The following is a 16743-nucleotide window of genomic DNA, read 5'->3' as shown; positions in this document are numbered from 1 at the left end:
CGCTCCCGTCAGCGGATCGGCATGCCCGACAGGGTCCTCGCGATGACCAGGCGCTGGATCTCGCTCGTGCCCTCGAAGATCGTGTAGATCGCCGCGTCGCGGTGCATGCGTTCCACCGGGTACTCCCGGGTGAAGCCGTTGCCGCCGAGTATCTGCACGGCCTGGGCGGTGACTTTCTTGGCGACCTCGCTCGCGTAGAGCTTCGACATGGAGCCCTCGGCCGACTCGAACTTCTTGCCGGTGCTCGCCATCCACGAGGCGCGCCACACCAGGAGGCGGGCCGCGTCGATCTGGGTGCGCATGTCGGCGAGCTGGAAGGCGACGCCCTGGTTGTCGATGATCGGGCGGCCGAACTGGGTGCGCGTCTTGGCGTACTCCAGGGCCTCCTCGTACGCGGCGCGGGCCGTGCCCACGGCCATGGCGCCGACCGCCGGGCGGGACGCCTCGAACGTGGCCATCGCGGCGTTCTTCACGCGCTCCCCGCCGGACTTGGCGCGCTCCCGCGCGCGGGCGAGGCGCTCGTCGAGCTTCTCCTTGCCGCCGAGCAGGCAGTGGCCTGGGACGCGTACGTCCTCCAGGACGACCTCGGCGGTGTGCGAGGCGCGGATGCCGTGCTTCTTGAACTTCTGCCCCTGGGAGAGGCCCGGCGTGTTCGGCGGGACGATGAAGGAGGCGTGTCCCTTCGAGCCCAGCTCGGGGTCGACGACCGCGACGACGACGTGGACGTTGGCTATGCCACCGTTGGTCGCCCAGGTCTTGGTGCCGTTCAGGACCCACTCGTCCTTGGCCTCGTCGTAGACGGCGCGGGTGCGCATGGCGGCCACGTCGGATCCGGCGTCGGGCTCGGAGGAGCAGAAGGCTGCGACCTTGACGTCGTTCACGTCGCCGTACATCTGCGGGATCCAGGTGCCGACCTGCTCCTCGGTGCCGTTGGCGAGCACGCCGACGGCGGCCAGGCCCGTGCCCATGATGGACAGGCCGATGCCCGCGTCGCCCCAGAAGATCTCCTCGGTGGCCATGGGGATGCCGAGGCCCGTGGGGTCGAAGAACTGCTGGGCGTAGAAGTCGAGGGAGTAGATCCCGAGCTTCGCCGCCTCCTGGATGATCGGCCAGGGGGTCTCCTCGCGCTCGTCCCACTCGGCGGCCGCGGGGCGGATCACCTCGGCGGCGAACCCGTGGAGCCAGTCCCGGACCTCCTTCTGTTCGTCGTTCAGCTCCATGGTGAACTCGGCCATGACCCCTCCAGGACCAGCGATCAACTGCGGCGTTACTAGCGGTAACCGAAGTGTGTTACCGGCCAGTAGTCCGTGTCAACTCCCGGCAGCCCGTTCGATGCCCGCCACCTGCCGGGTGTTACGTTGCGCGTGCGTCACGCAATCGCACGGGCGGGGAGAGAACGCTTATGGAGACCACACACCACGCTGATCAGCAGAGATCCGCGGACCATCGCCGGCGCGAGCTGCTGGAGGCCGCGGACCGGGTGGTGCTCCGCGACGGCCCCGGCGCCTCCATGAACGCCATCGCCGCGGAGGCCGGCATCACCAAGCCGATCCTCTACCGCCACTTCGGCGACAAGGGCGGCCTGTACGCCGCGCTCGCCAAGCGGCACACCGACGCGCTGCTCGAAGCCCTGCGCGCCGCCCTCGACGCCCCCGCGGAGCGCAGGGAGCGGGTGGAGGCGACGCTCGACACCTACCTCGCGGCGATCGAGGCTCGCCCGCAGGTCTACCGCTTCCTTATGCACCCCTCCGAAGCGCCCTCCCCCGGCGAGCAGGGCTTCGACGTCGGACTGCACTCCGCTCCCGTACTGCGGCGCCTCGGCGAGGAGCTGGCGGAGGTCATCGAGGAGCGCGTCGACCTCGGCCCGGAGAGCGCCCAGCTCGCCCGCGTCTGGGGGCACGGCATCGTCGGCATGATGCACGCGGCGGGCGACTGGTGGCTCGGCGAACGGCCCTGCTCCCGCGAGCAGTTGGTCCGCAGCCTGGCCGATCTCCTGTGGGGCAGGCTCGCCGCGGCGGGCAACCGTGTGGGCGGCCCCGGCTTCTGACCTCCGGGAAACCGCCAGGTGCCCCTCACGGGTCGTCGGGGAGCACTCACGCGCCCCCTGAGGGGCTCTCAGGCGTTCCAGGAGGCCCTGGCGGCGGCCCGCAGCACCCTGCGGCGCCGCCAGCCGGTGACGCGGTCGGTGTAGACGCCGCCCTCCAAGTGATCGCACTCGTGCTGGAGACAGCGCGCGAACCAACCCGTCCCGTGCACCTTCACGGGCGCACCGCGCAGGTCGACGCCCTCGACCACCGCATGGTCGAAGCGGGGCGTACCCGCTTCGAGGCCGGGCAGCGACAGACAGCCCTCGGGCCCGCGCACGGTCACGCCGTCCGCCTCCACGAGCCGCGGGTTGACCACGTGCCCGAGGTGACGGACGTCCTCGTCGTCGGGGCAGTCGTAGACGAACACCCGCTTGGCCACGCCGATCTGGTTCGCCGCCAGACCCACGCCCTGGGCCGCGTACATCGTCGCGAACATGTCCTCGATGAGACGCGCCAGTTCGGGACCGAAGTCGGTGACCTCCTCACAGGCCGTGTGCAGCACGGGGTCACCGAGCAGGGTCAGAGGTCTTACGCGCCCCGAGGCGCCCGGGATCGAGCCGTGTCGCATGGCGGCAAGAGTACGGTCCATGGAGGGCGGCGGCATCGAGGTGGTGCCGTGGTTCGGGCTTGTCAGTGGATCTCGATAGGCTGAGGCAGAGAAACGATGCCGGGGCAGGCGCGGCGCCGTACGCAAGGAGGATCTCGACAGATGTCAGGCAACACGGACCCGCTGTCGCCGCGGGCCAAGCTGGCCGTGACGGCGGGCAAGGCGGCCGCGGCGGTGTCGCGCGCGGCGGGCCGCGGCAGCGGATCGGTGATCGGCGGCAAGGTCGCGCTCAGGCTCGACCCCGAGCTGCTCGGTCGCCTCGCCACACACCTGGACGTGGTCCTCGTGTCGGCCACCAACGGCAAGACGACCACCACGCGCCTGATCGCGGAGGCACTGCGGGCCAGCGGCCCGGTCGTGTCGAACGCGCTCGGTGCGAACATGCCTGCGGGAATCACCTCGGCGCTCGCCGGCGGCTCCGACGCCAAGTACGGCGTGATCGAGGTCGACGAGAAGTACCTCGCGGGCGTCGCCCGTGACGTGGACCCCAAGGCGATCGCGCTGCTCAACCTCTCGCGCGACCAGCTGGACCGCGCCGCCGAGACCCGCATGCTCGCCGAGAAGTGGCGCGAGGGCCTGGCCGGTTCGAAGGCCGTGGTCATCGCCAACGCCGACGACCCGCTGGTCGTCTGGGCGGCCTCCTCCTCACCGAACGTGGTGTGGGTCGCGGCCGGCCAGGAGTGGAAGGACGACGCCTGGTCGTGCCCGTCCTGCGGCGGCGTCATGCAGCGCCCCGGGGACGACTGGTTCTGCGGCGAGTGCGGCTTCCGCCGCCCCGCGCCCAGCTGGGTCCTCTCCGGCGACCACGTCCTGGACCCGCACGGCTCGGCCTGGCCGATCCACCTCCAGCTGCCCGGCCGGGCGAACAAGGCCAACGCCACCTCGTCGGCGGCCGTCGCCGCCGTCTTCGGGGTGCCGCCGCAGGTCGCCCTGGAGCGCATGTACCAGGTGCAGGCGGTCGCCGGACGCTACGACGTCGTGCAGTTCCAGGGCCGTGACCTGCGTCTGCTGCTCGCGAAGAACCCCGCGGGCTGGCTCGAGACGTTCTCGCTGATCGACCCGCCGCCCACCCCGGTGATCCTCTCCGTCAACGCCCGCGGCGCGGACGGTACGGACACCTCCTGGCTGTGGGACGTCGACTACACCCGGCTCGCCGGCCACCCGATCTTCGTGCTCGGCGACCGCAAGCTGGACCTCGCCGTGCGCCTGGAGGTCGCGGGCCTGGACTTCCGGGTCTGCGAGAGCGTCGACGAGGCGGTGCAGCTGGCCCCGCCGGGACGCATCGAGACGATCGCGAACTACACCGCGTTCCAGGACCTGCGCCGCCGCGTCGGCAACTGACCCCACCGGCCCCTTCTAGACATTTCGTAGGGACACATGAGCATGAGCGACAACAGCCTGCGGCTGGTGTGGGTCTACCCCGACCTGCTCAGCACGTACGGAGACCAGGGCAACGCCCTGGTGGTGGAGCGCCGCGCCCGCCAGCGCGGCCTCCAGGTCGAGCGGTACGACGTGCGCAGCGACCAGCCGGTCCCCACCTCCGGGGACATCTACCTCATCGGCGGCGGTGAGGACCGCCCGCAGCGCCTCGCGGCCGAGCGGCTGCGCCGCGACGGCGGCCTCCAGCGGGCCGTGGGCAACGGCGCGATCGTCTTCTCGGTCTGCGCCGGCTACCAGATCATCGGCAACGAGTTCATCAACGACCTCGGCCAGCGCGAGCCCGGCCTCGGCCTGCTCGACGTGGTCTCCACGCGCGGCGAGGGCGAGCGGTGCGTCGGTGACGTCCTCGCCGACATGGACCCCCAGCTGGGCCTGCCCCCGCTGACGGGCTTCGAGAACCACCAGGGCGTCACGCACGTCGGCCCGAACGCACGGCCGCTGGCCCGCGTCACCCTCGGCCGGGGCAACGGCACGGGCGACGGCACCGAGGGCGCGTACAACGGCACGGTCTTCGGCACCTACATGCACGGCCCGGTGCTCGCCCGCAACCCGCTCATCGCGGACCTGCTGCTCAAGCTGGCCCTCGATGTGAACGCGCTGCCGCCGACGGACGACCGTTGGTACGAGGCGCTGCGCGCCGAGCGCATCAACGCCGCGCAGCAGCCCGCGTAGCACCCGCGTCGCACCCCGGCACGAAGCCCGCTTGACGCCCCGCACGCACATGTGAGCGGGGGCGTCCAGCCCTCGGACGCCTGATGCGGCCCCGCCCCCCGGCGCCTATAGGGTGGCGGGGATCCAGCCGGACGACGTGGTCCGGCCATTCGGCCCACGTTGCAAAGGTATTCCGGGCTATGCGCATTGGTGTCCTGACATCCGGCGGCGACTGCCCCGGCCTGAACGCCGTCATCCGCTCCGTCGTGCACCGCGCGGTCGCGGACCACGGCGACGACGTCATCGGCTTCTACGACGGCTGGAAAGGCCTCCTGGAGTGCGACTACCGCAAGCTCGACCTCGACGCGGTGGGCGGCATCCTCGCCCGTGGCGGCACGATCCTCGGCTCCTCGCGCGTCCAGCCCGCGCAGCTGCGCGGCGGCGTGGAGCGAGCCAGGGGCCATGTCGCGGACCTCGGCCTCGACGCGATCATCCCGATCGGCGGTGAGGGCACGCTGAAGGCGGCCCGGCTGCTCTCGGACGCGGGCCTGCCGATCGTCGGCGTACCGAAGACGATCGACAACGACATCGCGGTCACCGACGTCACCTTCGGCTTCGACACCGCCGTGGGCGTCGCGACCGAGGCGCTCGACCGCCTCAAGACCACCGCCGAGTCGCACCAGCGCGTGCTCATCGTCGAGGTCATGGGCCGGCACACCGGGTGGATCGCCCTGCACTCCGGCATGGCCGCGGGCGCGCACGCCATCGTCGTCCCCGAGCGCCCCTTCGACATCGAGGAGCTGACCGCGAAGGTCGGCGAGCGCTTCGCGGCGGGCAAGAAGTTCGCGATCGTCGTGGCCGCCGAGGGCGCCAAGCCCCGCCCGGGCTCCATGGAGTTCGACGAGGGCGTCAAGGACGCCTACGGCCACGAGCGGTTCGCCGGCATCGCCCGGCAGCTCTCCATCGAACTGGAGCAGCGTCTCGGCAAGGAGGCGCGCCCGGTCATCCTCGGCCACGTACAGCGCGGCGGCACCCCCACCGCGTACGACCGCGTCCTCGCGACCCGCTTCGGCTGGCACGCCGTGGAGGCCGTGCACCGCGGCGAGTTCGGCAGGATGACGGCGCTGCGCGGCACGGACATCACGATGGTGCCGCTCGCCGAGGCCGTCGAGACGCTGAAGACCGTGCCCGACGAGCGGTACGCCGAGGCGGAGTGCGTGCTGTAGTCGTTGCCCGTTGCACTATCCGCCCCCGGTCGCCTCAGCGGCCGGGGGCGGTTCTACTCTTGTGCCGACACACGTCGCACAATCCGCACGAATCAGGAGCCACTGGATGGATCACAGCGGGCACGGCATGAACATGGATCTGCCGCCGTTCACGCTGGGGCGAGGCCTGGAACTCTCCGCCGACCCCTTCTTCCTCATCGGCTGCCTGGTGGCCCTCGCCCTGTACGGGTGGGGTGTGGGGCGGCTCGTGCGGCGCGGCGACAAGTGGCCGGTGGGCCGCACGATCTCCTTCGTGCTCGGCATCCTCACCGTCCTGCTCGTGATGTGCACCAAGCTCAACGACTACGGCATGGTCATGTTCAGCGTGCACATGGTGCAGCACATGGTGATCAGCATGCTGTCGCCGATCCTGCTGCTCCTGGGTGCGCCGATCACACTGGCGCTGCGCGGACTGCCGGCCGCGGCGCGGGGCCACAAGGGTCCCCGTGAGTGGCTGCTGTGGCTGCTGCACAGCCGGTACATGCGGATCATCACGCACCCCGCGTTCACGATCCCGCTGTTCATCGCGAGCCTGTACGCGCTCTACTTCACGCCGCTCTTCGACACGCTGATGGGCTCCAAGGCGGGCCACATCGGAATGATGGTGCACTTCCTCGCCGTCGGCCTGGTCTTCTTCTGGCCGATCATGGGCGTCGACCCGGGGCCGCACCGGCCCGGCTATGTGATGCGGATGCTGGAGCTGTTCGCGGGCATGCCGTTCCACGCGTTCTTCGGCATCGCGCTGATGATGGCGACCCAGCCGATGATCGGTACGTACATGCACCCGCCGGCCTCGCTCGGCATCGACGCGCTGGCCGACCAGGAGGCGGCGGGCGGCATCGCCTGGGCGTTCAGTGAGATCCCCTCCGTGGTGGTCCTGGTGGCCCTGCTCTTCCAGTGGCGGCGCTCCGAGGACCGTGAGGCGCGGCGCAAGGACCGCGCCGCCGACCGCGACGGGGACAAGGAGCTGGAGGCGTACAACGCCTATCTGGCCTCACTGGCCGCACGCGGCCGCTAGCGCCGGAGGGGCATCGGGGGTGACGATGGTCCTCGGACCGCGGTCTCGGCGCAGGCGCCGGAGACTGCCGGGAGGAGGCTGAGCGATGCCCGGTTCCACGAAGACCATGGGTGGGTTCACCATCGGAGGCCTGGTCATGGTGACGGCCTACTCGGTGGGGCTCGGAAGTAACGGCTGGCTGTGGTTCGGCTGGGTCGTACTCGGACTGATCACTCTCGGGATGGTGCTGTCGCGCACCACGTGAGCGGTGTGCCGCGCGACAGCAGGGTCCGCGTGAGGTCGTCGCCGTCCTCAGAACCGGAAGACGTGGCCCGTGTCCGCACCCATCTCGCAGGCGTTCGGGTACGTCTTCTGCCAGCTGATCACCCGTTTCCGGTAGGTACCGGAAGCGGACACGGTGACCGGGTCGAACTTTTTGGTGCACATGCGCGGGTCGTCGGCGAGCTTGTCGAAGTTCCCCTTGGCCCGGGCGATCGCCGCGCACGCCTCGGCGGCCTGCGGGTGGGGGCCGGTGGGCTCGGGCCGGCAGCGCAGCAGGACGCCGCGGATCCAGGTGTTCTCGGAGCCCGAGACGGTGAGGAAGAGCCCGCGCTGCTTCGGGGTGGGGGCCTCGTCCGCCGCATGGGCGGGGACGGCCGTGCCGAGGGCGATCAGGGCGGCGACCGCGACGGTGAAGGGACGCATGCGAAACCTCCGGAGGGGGTGACGGTGACGTGCTGCGGCGTCGGTCCGCGGCGTCCCGTCGGGGACGCCGGGGCGAGGCCAGCGGACCCTCCGCGCGCATCGCGCGTCGAGCCGCCTCGCCGACGGTTCGCCCACCCGGCGGTGGCCGAGGGCCCGAACGGCCTCTCGCGTCCGCGTCGCCGATTGGCTACTGTGCGTCGTCACCTGGATCAGGGGAAGGCGGGCGCCATGTTTTATCTACTGCTCAAGTACGTGATCCTCGGCCCACTGCTCCGGCTGATGTTCCGGCCGAGAATCGAGGGCCTGGAACATGTGCCCGAGTCGGGTGCCGCGATCGTCGCGGGCAACCACCTGTCGTTCTCCGACCATTTCCTGATGCCGGCGATCATCAAGCGCCGCATCACGTTCCTCGCGAAGGCCGAGTACTTCACGGGGCCGGGCCTCAAGGGCCGGCTGACGGCCGCGTTCTTCCACAGCGCGGGCCAGATCCCGGTCGACCGCTCGGGCAAGGAGGCAGGCCAGGCAGCGATCCGCGAGGGCCTCGGCGTGCTGCGCAAGGGCGAACTGCTCGGCATCTACCCGGAGGGCACGCGCTCGCACGACGGGCGGCTCTACAAGGGCAAGGTCGGCGTCGCGGCGATGGCGCTCAAGGCGGAGGTGCCGGTGATCCCCTGCGCGATGATCGGCACCTTCGAGGCACAGCCGCCGGGCCAGAAGATGCCGAACTTCCGGCGGGTGACGATCCGCTTCGGCGAGCCCCTCGACTTCTCCCGCTACGTCGGCATGGACAACGAGAAGGCGGTCCTGCGGGCCGTCACCGACGAGATCATGTACGCGATCCTCGGGCTCTCCGGACAGGAGTACGTCGACAAGTACGCGGCGGTCGTGAAGGCGGAGGAGGCCGAGCGCCAGGGCGCGGCGGGACGGTCCGGGCCGTGGCGTTCCCGAACTATGATCGCGAAGTCGATCTCTTCGACGACTGAACGGAAGGCGCCTGAGCGGAAGGCGCCTGAGCGGAAGGCGCCTGAACGGAAGGCGCCTGAGCGGCGCGACGGGAGGGCCAAGTGAGCGAAGAGCACGTCCAGTACGCCAAGTTGGTGGGGCTGCTGGAGGAGCGGGGCGCGGCGTACCGGGTCATCGAGCATGATCCGGAGGGCGCCACGGAGGCGGTGAGCGCGCTGCGCGGCAACACCTTGGAGCAGGCAGCCAAGTGCATTGTGGTGATGGTGAAGATTGGCAAGAAGACGAAGCGGTACGTCCTCGCCGTGGTGCCGGGCGACCGGCGCGTCGATCTGAACGCGCTGAAGGCGCTGCTCGGTGGCACGTACGCCGGGTTCGCGACGCAGGAGGTGGCGGAGCGGCTCTCGGGGAGCGTGAGCGGGACGATCCTGCCGTTCTCGTTCGACCCGGAGCTGGAACTCGTCGTGGATCCGGCTCTGTTGGAGCATGAGGAGATCTTCTTCAACGCGGCGCGGCTCGACCGCTCGCTGGCGCTGCGGACGGCGGACTACCGGGAGATCGCCCAGCCTCGGACCGAGGCGATCTCCCAGTAGCGGTGGGCCGAGGGGCTGTTACGGCTTCGGCGTGGCGTGCGGGCCGCACGTCACGTCGGAGGAGTCCAGCCGGCCGGTCAACAGGTAGGCGTCGACACGGTCGTTGAGGCACGGGTTGGGGATGTTGGTGATCCCGTGCGAACCGGCGTCCGCCTCGGTGACCAGGCGCGATCCCTTGAGGCGCTTGTGCAGTTCGAGGGCGCCGGGGTACGGCGTGGCCGCGTCACGGGCGGCCTGGACCAGCAGTGTGGGCGGCAGGCCCTTGCGGCTCTCGATCTCCAGCGGGCGCTGCTGCTTGCTGGACCAGGTCGCGCACGGCAGGTTCATCCAGGCGTTGCCCCAGGTGAAGAAGGGGCTCGTCCGGTGGATGCGGGTGTTGTCGCGGTCCCACTTCCGCCAGCTGCGCGGCCACTTGGCGTCTGCGCACTCGACGGCGGTGTAGACGGCGTTGCTGTTCTCCGAGGTTGCGTTGCCCGCCTTGTCGTCCATGTCGGGGCTCGCCGCCTCGATGAGGGGCTTCGGGTCGCCTGCGACGTACTTGCTCCAGTTCGTGGCGATCTGGACCCAGTAGGAGTCGTAGTACGGCGCGTTCTGGAAGTAGGAGTGGAGTTCGGCCGGGCCGACGACGCCGTCCAGGGGCTGCTTCTTCGCGGTGGCGCGCAGCTTCTCCCACTGGGCACGGACCTCGCCGTAGGTGTCGCCGAGGTGGAAGGCGGCGTCGTTCTTCGCGACCCACGTCATCCAGTCGATGAGGCGCTTCTCGAAGGCGATGTCCTGGTCGAGGTTGACCTCGTACCAGATCTTGTCCGTGCGCGGGTTGACCACGGAGTCGAAGACCATGCGGCGTACGTGCGTCGGGAAGAGGGTGCCGTAGACCGCGCCCAGGTAGGTGCCGTAGGAGACGCCGAGGAAGTTCAGCTTCCGCTCGCCGAGGGCCGCGCGGATGACGTCCAGGTCGCGGGCCGTGTTCGGCGTCGTCATATGCGGCAGCAGTGCGCCGCTGCGCTCCTGGCAGCCGTCCGCGTACTCGGCGGCGAGTTTGCGCTGGGCGCGCTTGTCGGCCTCGCTGTCGGGGATCGGGTCCGGCTTGGGCGCCTTCACGAACTCCTGCGGGTCCATGCAGGAGACGGGCGCCGAGTGACCGACGCCGCGCGGCTCGAAGCCCACGAAGTCGTACGCCTTCGCGGTCTTCTCCCACAGCTTGTTCTGGGTGACGACGCGCCGCGGGAAGCGCAGGCCGGAGGCGCCGGGGCCGCCTGGGTTGTAGACGAGGGCGCCCTGGCGCTCGTCCTTCGTGCCGGTGTTGCCGATGCGGTCGACGGCGATCTTGATCTGCTTGCCGTCGGGCCGGGTGTAGTCGAGGGGCACGGTGACCCAGCCGCACTGGATGGGCTTCTCCAGGCCCCAGTCGGCCGGGCAGTCCTTCCAGTCGACGCCGGCCTTGGCCGCGCGCCGGGCGGCGAGCGCCACGCCGCGGGCCTCACGGTCCTCGCGCTCCTTGCCGAAGCGGGCGCCCGCGTCGGCCTTCCCGCCCGTCTCGGTCCCGGCGATCGCCGTCGGGGCGGCCACCGCGCCCGCTATGAGCGTCACCGCGACGAGCGCGCCCGCCGAGCCGAGCACCGCCGTCCGCCTGGTCCCTCGGGTCCAACTCAAGTGGGGCCTCCCGCACATCGATTCGAGCAGATTCGATCAGTACGGGGGATCCTTGCGCCTGGGGGCGGGGGGCGACAGGCGCGGGGGGCCTTCTTTACTAATCCGATAACCGGACCCGGTTGCCCCTGTGAGCGGTCCGCGCGGCCCCGCCCCGCTGCCCTCGCGACCAGGATCGGCCCGGCGTCGGCGAGGGTGTCAGGGGCTGTTTTTCAAGGTCCCGGACATGGTCCCGTCGAGGGAGCCGTACTCGAGAGTCCGGTCGTCCACGGTGTCCAGCCAGATCGGGGCGAGGCCAGCGGGGCAGTCCGGTGCGGGCGCCGCGCCGGTGGTCGCGGGGTCCGCCGGGGTGGTGAGGAGGCGGCCGTCCATCGCGGTGAACAGCTGTGCCTCGTAGAAGCAGGAGGGTTGGGAGCCCCGGCCGTCCACGATCTTCACGGTGCTGTCGTGCAGGGTCTCGGTCTGTAGGGTGACCGACTCCAGGGTGCCTTTGCGCTGCTTGCCGCTGTCGGCGTACCAGGTGGTCAGACCGTATTCGGCGATCGAGGTGTTCTCCTGCCTGGTGAGCTGGATCTCCTGTCCACCGACCGTCCATACGAGTCGATCGGGGTCCACGGGGTCGTAACCGAGGCTGCCACCGGGCCGGTCGCGGCAGAGGCCGAAATCGGCCTTCGGCCTTCCGGTCCTGATCTCCCCGGTGCCGAGCGCGACGGTCCGTTTGCCGGAGTCCTCGTCATGCCCGGCGGACTCGACGTCGGCGCGCGTGACACAGAGCAGTTCGGTGCCCATGACGGACACCATGGCGTCGCCGTCGCTCTTGTCGGCGCCGAACTCCACCATCGCGTACTTCTCGGACTTCGTGCCCTGCCCGGGGAACTTGCCCTCCCACTTGCCGTGGAGGGCCTTCGGCACGGCGGCACCGGCTTTCCCGCCGCCACCACCCTCCTGGCCGCCGCCCCCGCCGCCCCCCTCCCAGGGTTTGATCGCGAGCAGCCCTCCGCCCGCGGCGAGCACGGCCAGGACGAGGGCCCCGGTCCATACGGCTCGGAGGCGCCGGCGCGGCTTTCGTGTACCGGTCGGCGCCCAGGCGGGCATGGTCGGCGGAGCCGGTGGCGGAGTCTGCGGTTGAGCCGGGAGCGGAGTCTGCGGTTGAGCCGGGAGCGGTGAGGGCGTCGCCGGTCCGGATTCCACCGACGGCCACGCCGTCGCAATCTCGGCCGTCGGCGGGGGCAGGGCGCCGGGCCGAGACGGAGCCTGCCCCGGCGCATCGAAGTCCAGCAACTGCGCGGCATGGCGCCCGACTTGCTCAAGCACCTCCCCCGGGAGCCACGGACCGGCCCGCAGCCCGGACGTCCGCTCCGCGATCTCCCGCGGCGCGGGCCGGCGCGCCGGCTCCTTCCGCATGCAGTCGCGTACGAGCGGCAGCAGGCTCTCGGGCACGCCGTCCAGGTCGGGCTCGTCCTCGGCGATCCGGAACAACTGCGCGTGCATGCCGCCAGTACCGGTCACCCCGAACGGCTGCCGCCCCGTGGCGGCGTACGCCAGAACGGAGCCGAGGCAGAACACATCGCTCGCGGGGCCGAGTTCACGCCCGCGCGCCTGCTCGGGAGACATGAATCCGGGTGAGCCGATGAGCATGCCCGTACGGGTTCGCGCGCCGTCGCCGACGAGGGTGTCCAGGACGTCGAGCGCCCTGGCGATACCGAAGTCGATGACGCGCGGACCGTCCACGGTGACCAGCACGTTCGCCGGCTTGAGGTCGCGGTGGACGAGACCGGCGCCGTGCACGGCCTCCAGCGCGAGAGCGAGGCGGTTGGCGAGCGTGCGTACAGAATGTTCGGGCAGCGGGCCGTAGTCCTCGGCCACCACCTCATGGAGCGACGGCCCCAAGATGTACTGCGTCGCGACCCACGGCGAGGCCGCGTCGGTGTCCGCGTCCAGCACGGCCGCGGTCCACTGGCCGCCCACCCGCCGGGCGGCGGCTATCTCGCGGGCGAACCGCTGCCGGAACTCGGGCACTCGGGCCAGTTCGTCCTGGATCACCTTGAGCGCCACGGTGCGCCCGCCCTCCGAGCGCCCGAGGTACACCCGGCCCATGCCGCCCTCGCCGAGCCTGCCGAGCAGTCGGTACCGCCCGATGTATGCCGGATCACCCGGCGCGAGTGCCCGCATGGCGCACGTTCCCCCTGGTTCGGCCGTCTCTCAGTGAGCCCGGGTATCAAAGTACTTCAGCGGACCGGGCGTTCGACTACGGGCCTATAACGTGAGGCACGAGCACCGTCCAGGCACGCGCACCCTTCAGGCACGGGCCGCCCTCGGTGCCCGGACGTTCAACACCCCGGGCCGCGCGCCTGAAGCAGGCTCAGCCGCCGCACCCGCACCCGCCACAACCGCCCCCGTCCCCATCCCCGCAGGAGGACGAGCTACCGTCGCACGACGAGTCGCCCTTGGGCGGCGCGCTCCAGCCGGGCATCCCGCCGCCGCAGCCCGCCACCGCGCCGCCCGCGACCCAGCTCTCGGCCTCACCTCGCCGCGGCGCACCCGGCGCGGTCTTGGCGGCATTGCGCGCGGGCCTGTTCCTGACCTTCTCGACGACGGCGATCAAGGCCACCAGAAGCGCCGTCGCCACGAGCCCCACGAGCCAGATCTCCGCCACGGCCCTCACCGGTTTCCTGGTTCCCCCGCCCCCGGGACGGTGGGCGCTCCCCCGCGCGCGCGGAGACACTCCGACGGTCCCAGAGGGCGCCCGGGCGAGTCCAGGGCTCGCGCACGCGATGCAAGGTTTCCCGGCGTGCCATTGGCATATGACAAGTCGCTCTTTCATCCGGCCTGTGCCACCGTGGAGAAGGTCCTGCGGACGCGTTCAGGCTCTTGCCCGTCCGCGGTGCCCGGCCGGGGTTCGGCTCCCTTGGAAGGCCGCATGACCGGTTCCGGGACCCGGCGACGGGCCGTCTCCTCGGCAGCGCCCCGCGGGCGTTGCGCATGGCCGGCCTCCTCCACGACTGGCCGGTCTCCTCCACGACGCGGCCCCGGGTCCCGGACCCCGCGAAAGGACGTCCATGAACGCCAGCGCTGCGCCCCCTCCCGTCGAGGCCGATGTACTGGTCATCGGCAGCGGGCCCGTCGGGTGCACCTTCGCCCGCAAACTGGTGGACGCCGGCAAGAGCGTCCTGATGATCGACGCCGGGGCCCAACTGTCCCGCCGCTACGGCGAACACCTCAAGAACAGCTATCTGTTCCAGAAGAACATCGATCTGTTCGTCGCGGTCATCAAGGGCAACCTGCTCCCCCTGTCGACCGCCACCAGCAGGGAGCCGGTGCTCACCCTCGACCCGTCGGCGTTCACGTACGACCCGGACGAATACGCCGGCTTCTCGATGCGCAACCAGAACCCGGAGCAGCGGGTGCACGTCAACCTGCCCGCGGCGGCGGCCACGTACGCGGTGGGCGGCATGGCCACCCACTGGACCTGCGCGGTTCCCCGCTTCCACCCCGAAGTGGAGCGGCAGTACGGCGGGCAGGGCTACCCCATCGACGACAAGGAGATGGACAGGCTGTACGACGAGGCGGAGTCCCTACTGGCGCGCAGCACCTCCGTGTTCACCTCCTCGGCCCGGCACCTGCTGGTCAAGCGGGTCCTCCAGCGGGCCGGGGAGGAGTTCGCCGAGGTCACCGAACTTCCCCTCGCGGTCAGCGACCGCGCCGACTCCGCCCGGACCTCCGCGGTGACGTGGTCGGCCGCCGACACCGTCCTCGGCGAGCTGGCCGACCCCGTCCACACACCGTCACGCGGCTCGTTCACGCTGCTGCCCGAGCACCAGTGCGTCCATCTGGAGATCAGCGGCTCGGGCAAGCACCAGAAGGTCCAGTACGCCATGGTGCGCAACCTGCGTGACGTACGCGAGGAGATCCGGCTGCGGGCCGATACGTACGTGGTGGCGTGCGGCGCCGTACCGACGCCGCAGCTGCTGTTCAACTCCGGTGTCACCCTCCCCGCACTCGGCCGCTACCTGACCGAACAGCCCATGTCCTTCTGCCAGGTCGTGTTGCAGCAGGAGCACATGGACGGCATCGAGGACATCCTGCGGACCTCGCCCGGCGGCGGCGACGTCACGACCGAAGCCGCCCGCGAAGCCGACGCCACGGCCGAAGCCGCCGCCGACCGGGTCGCCCGCTACCGCGCCGCCCAGCTGAAGCGGCTGCGCTCGGGTGACAAGTGCGCCGACCCGGTGCCCTTCCCTCCCGGCGAACGGGATCCGAACCTGGCCCTGCTGGTGTCCGACCGGCGCCCCTGGCACTGCCAGATCCACCGGGACGCCTTCACCTACGGCGCCGTACCGCCCAATGTCGACCCCCGGCTCATCGTCGACCTGCGCTGGTTCGGCATCTCCCGGCCCCACCCGGAGAACAGGGTCACCTTCTCCCGCGCGCTGCGCGACACCTTCGACATGCCGCAGCCCACCTTCCACTTCTGCCTCGACGAGGCCGAACGGAAGGAGACCGACCGCATGAACGAGCACATGCTGCGCACCGCTTCCGCGCTGGGCGGCTTCATGCCCGGCTCCGAGCCCGTCTTCCTCACCCCGGGCCTGCCGCTGCACATCGCGGGCACCACCCGCATGGGCACGAATCCGCTGGACAGCGTCGTCGACGAGTACTCCAAGGTGTGGAACATCGACAACCTCTACCTCGGCGGCAACGGCCTGCACCCCTTCGGCAACGCCTCCAACCCCACGCTCACCAGCGTCGCCACGGCCTTGCACGCCGTCGACACCATCGTCAAGGGCCACCCCGGACACTGACTCCCGACCCCTGGACCTCACCATGCCGGCACACATCCCCCCGCCCCCGGACGGCATCCACCTGGGCATCACCCCCACCTGCTGGACCAATGACGACTTCCCGTTGATCGGCAACGACATCCCGATGGAGCAGTGCCTCAGCGAGATCGCGCTCGCCGGGTTCGAGGGGTGCAGCATCGGACACACCTTCACCACCGATGTCCACGCGCTGACCGCCGCGATGCATCTGCGCGGCCTGAGTGTGAGCGAACCGTGGGTGAGTACGTACTTCACCGTGCCGGACGGGGCCGGGCGCACCGCCCGCGACCTGCTGAAGGTCCTGGAGTTCCTGAAGCGGTTCAACGCGGGGGCGCCCCCGGTGAGGACCCGCGTCATCGGCGTCGCCGAGTTCGGCGGGGCTGTCCACCTTCAGGCGCTCAGCCTGCGCAGCAACAAGCCGGAGTTCACCGACGAGCAGTGGGACGACCTGTGCAACGGGCTGAACAAGATCGGCGAGATCACCGCGAGCCAGGGCTTCACCCTCGCCTACCACCCCCACATGGGCACCGGCGTACAGACCGAACAGGACGTCGACCGGCTCATGCGGCAGACGGACCCGCGACACGTCGGCCTCCTGCTGGACACCGGTCACCTCGCCTGGGCGGGGGCCGATCCGACGGAGATCGTCGAACGGCATCGGGACCGCGTCGTCCACGTCCACCTGAAGAACGTCCGCGGCGGTGTCCACGCGGACCGCACCTTGGCCGACGGCAGTTTCCGCGAGTACGTCGAGGCCGGCATCTTCACGGTGCCCGGCGACAGCGACGGCTTCGTCGACTTCGACACCGTCCTCAAAGTCCTGCGGCCCGGCGACTCCTACCGCGGCTGGCTGGTGGTGGAGGCCGAGCAGGACCCGCGGGGCGGCCATCCGCCGCTCCATTACGCCCGGACCGCCCGCGCCTATCTGGCCGAGGCACTCGGCTGACCCGATCCGACCGCACGCTCTC

At 70.7% G+C, this 16743-nt stretch carries 15 protein-coding genes and 1 pseudogene; 10 read left to right on the top strand and 6 right to left on the bottom strand.

Features of this window, described 5'->3' with window-relative positions:
• Nucleotides 1-8 precede the first annotated feature (8 nt).
• Complete coding sequence (locus IG54_RS0104435) at nucleotides 9-1235, bottom strand: acyl-CoA dehydrogenase family protein (RefSeq protein WP_030777512.1); 1227 nt, start codon at nucleotides 1233-1235, stop codon at nucleotides 9-11.
• A 167-nt stretch (nucleotides 1236-1402) separates the two neighbouring features.
• On the opposite strand from IG54_RS0104435, the gene IG54_RS0104430 reads away from it, so the two are divergent.
• On the top strand, nucleotides 1403-2047 hold the full coding sequence (locus IG54_RS0104430; RefSeq protein WP_030777510.1) for a TetR family transcriptional regulator: 645 nt from the start codon (nucleotides 1403-1405) through the stop codon (nucleotides 2045-2047).
• A 68-nt stretch (nucleotides 2048-2115) separates the two neighbouring features.
• Here the strand turns inward: IG54_RS0104430 and def are convergent, their stop codons facing one another.
• Nucleotides 2116-2655, bottom strand: coding sequence for a peptide deformylase (def, locus tag IG54_RS0104425; RefSeq protein ID WP_030777507.1), 540 nt, complete (start codon nucleotides 2653-2655; stop codon nucleotides 2116-2118).
• A gap of 141 nt (nucleotides 2656-2796) precedes the next feature.
• Here def and IG54_RS0104420 point away from each other — a divergent pair, with 141 nt between their 5' ends.
• The 5 genes from IG54_RS0104420 to IG54_RS42455 all read left to right on the top strand — a co-directional run bounded on the left by IG54_RS0104420 (nucleotide 2797) and on the right by IG54_RS42455 (nucleotide 7312).
• The gene (locus tag IG54_RS0104420) at nucleotides 2797-4035 is read left to right on the top strand and encodes a Mur ligase family protein (RefSeq protein WP_030777505.1); all 1239 of its coding nucleotides are present in this window, start codon (nucleotides 2797-2799) and stop codon (nucleotides 4033-4035) included.
• A gap of 42 nt (nucleotides 4036-4077) precedes the next feature.
• The gene (locus IG54_RS0104415; RefSeq protein ID WP_030777503.1) at nucleotides 4078-4806 is read left to right on the top strand and encodes a type 1 glutamine amidotransferase; all 729 of its coding nucleotides are present in this window, start codon (nucleotides 4078-4080) and stop codon (nucleotides 4804-4806) included.
• A gap of 179 nt (nucleotides 4807-4985) precedes the next feature.
• Nucleotides 4986-6011 (top strand): 6-phosphofructokinase, encoded by a 1026-nt coding sequence (locus tag IG54_RS0104410; protein ID WP_030777502.1) that lies wholly within the window; start codon nucleotides 4986-4988, stop codon nucleotides 6009-6011.
• Between the two features lie 106 nt (nucleotides 6012-6117).
• Entirely contained in the window at nucleotides 6118-7068 is a 951-nt protein-coding gene (locus tag IG54_RS0104405; RefSeq protein WP_030777500.1) for a cytochrome c oxidase assembly protein, read from the top strand.
• Nucleotides 7069-7153: 85 nt separating this feature from the next.
• Nucleotides 7154-7312: a hypothetical protein gene (locus IG54_RS42455; protein WP_037896233.1), complete on the top strand. Its 159-nt coding sequence runs from the start codon at nucleotides 7154-7156 to the stop codon at nucleotides 7310-7312.
• 47 nt (nucleotides 7313-7359) lie between these two features.
• Here the strand turns inward: IG54_RS42455 and IG54_RS0104395 are convergent, their stop codons facing one another.
• Nucleotides 7360-7752 carry an SSI family serine proteinase inhibitor gene (locus tag IG54_RS0104395; protein ID WP_030777498.1) on the bottom strand — a complete coding sequence of 131 codons (393 nt, stop codon included), beginning with the start codon at nucleotides 7750-7752 and terminating at the stop codon, nucleotides 7360-7362.
• 228 nt (nucleotides 7753-7980) lie between these two features.
• Here IG54_RS0104395 and IG54_RS0104390 point away from each other — a divergent pair.
• Nucleotides 7981-8673: pseudogene (locus IG54_RS0104390) on the top strand (lysophospholipid acyltransferase family protein); the annotation flags it as partial.
• Nucleotides 8674-8816: 143 nt separating this feature from the next.
• Nucleotides 8817-9305 carry a YbaK/EbsC family protein gene (locus IG54_RS0104385; protein ID WP_030777493.1) on the top strand — a complete coding sequence of 163 codons (489 nt, stop codon included), beginning with the start codon at nucleotides 8817-8819 and terminating at the stop codon, nucleotides 9303-9305.
• Nucleotides 9306-9323: 18 nt separating this feature from the next.
• Here the strand turns inward: IG54_RS0104385 and IG54_RS0104380 are convergent, their stop codons facing one another.
• The 3 genes from IG54_RS0104380 to IG54_RS37625 form a co-directional block, all read right to left on the bottom strand.
• The gene (locus IG54_RS0104380; RefSeq protein ID WP_037896230.1) at nucleotides 9324-10976 is read right to left on the bottom strand and encodes an alpha/beta hydrolase; all 1653 of its coding nucleotides are present in this window, start codon (nucleotides 10974-10976) and stop codon (nucleotides 9324-9326) included.
• A gap of 177 nt (nucleotides 10977-11153) precedes the next feature.
• The gene (locus IG54_RS37630) at nucleotides 11154-13127 is read right to left on the bottom strand and encodes a serine/threonine-protein kinase (RefSeq protein WP_030777488.1); all 1974 of its coding nucleotides are present in this window, start codon (nucleotides 13125-13127) and stop codon (nucleotides 11154-11156) included.
• A gap of 190 nt (nucleotides 13128-13317) precedes the next feature.
• The gene (locus IG54_RS37625; protein ID WP_106976944.1) at nucleotides 13318-13611 is read right to left on the bottom strand and encodes a hypothetical protein; all 294 of its coding nucleotides are present in this window, start codon (nucleotides 13609-13611) and stop codon (nucleotides 13318-13320) included.
• A gap of 403 nt (nucleotides 13612-14014) precedes the next feature.
• Here IG54_RS37625 and IG54_RS0104365 point away from each other — a divergent pair, with 403 nt between their 5' ends.
• Together IG54_RS0104365 and iolE are read left to right on the top strand one after the other, a co-directional pair.
• Nucleotides 14015-15757, top strand: coding sequence for a GMC oxidoreductase (locus tag IG54_RS0104365; RefSeq protein ID WP_030777486.1), 1743 nt, complete (start codon nucleotides 14015-14017; stop codon nucleotides 15755-15757).
• 22 nt (nucleotides 15758-15779) lie between these two features.
• Complete coding sequence (iolE, locus tag IG54_RS0104360) at nucleotides 15780-16721, top strand: myo-inosose-2 dehydratase (RefSeq protein ID WP_030777484.1); 942 nt, start codon at nucleotides 15780-15782, stop codon at nucleotides 16719-16721.
• Nucleotides 16722-16743 lie beyond the last annotated feature (22 nt).

The organism is Streptomyces sp. NRRL S-920, assembly GCF_000717945.1.
GTDB classification, from domain to species: Bacteria; Actinomycetota; Actinomycetes; order Streptomycetales; family Streptomycetaceae; genus Streptomyces; species Streptomyces alboniger.
The sequence above is the reverse complement of the archived record's forward strand: the minus strand, read 5'-3'. Positions and strand labels throughout refer to the sequence as shown.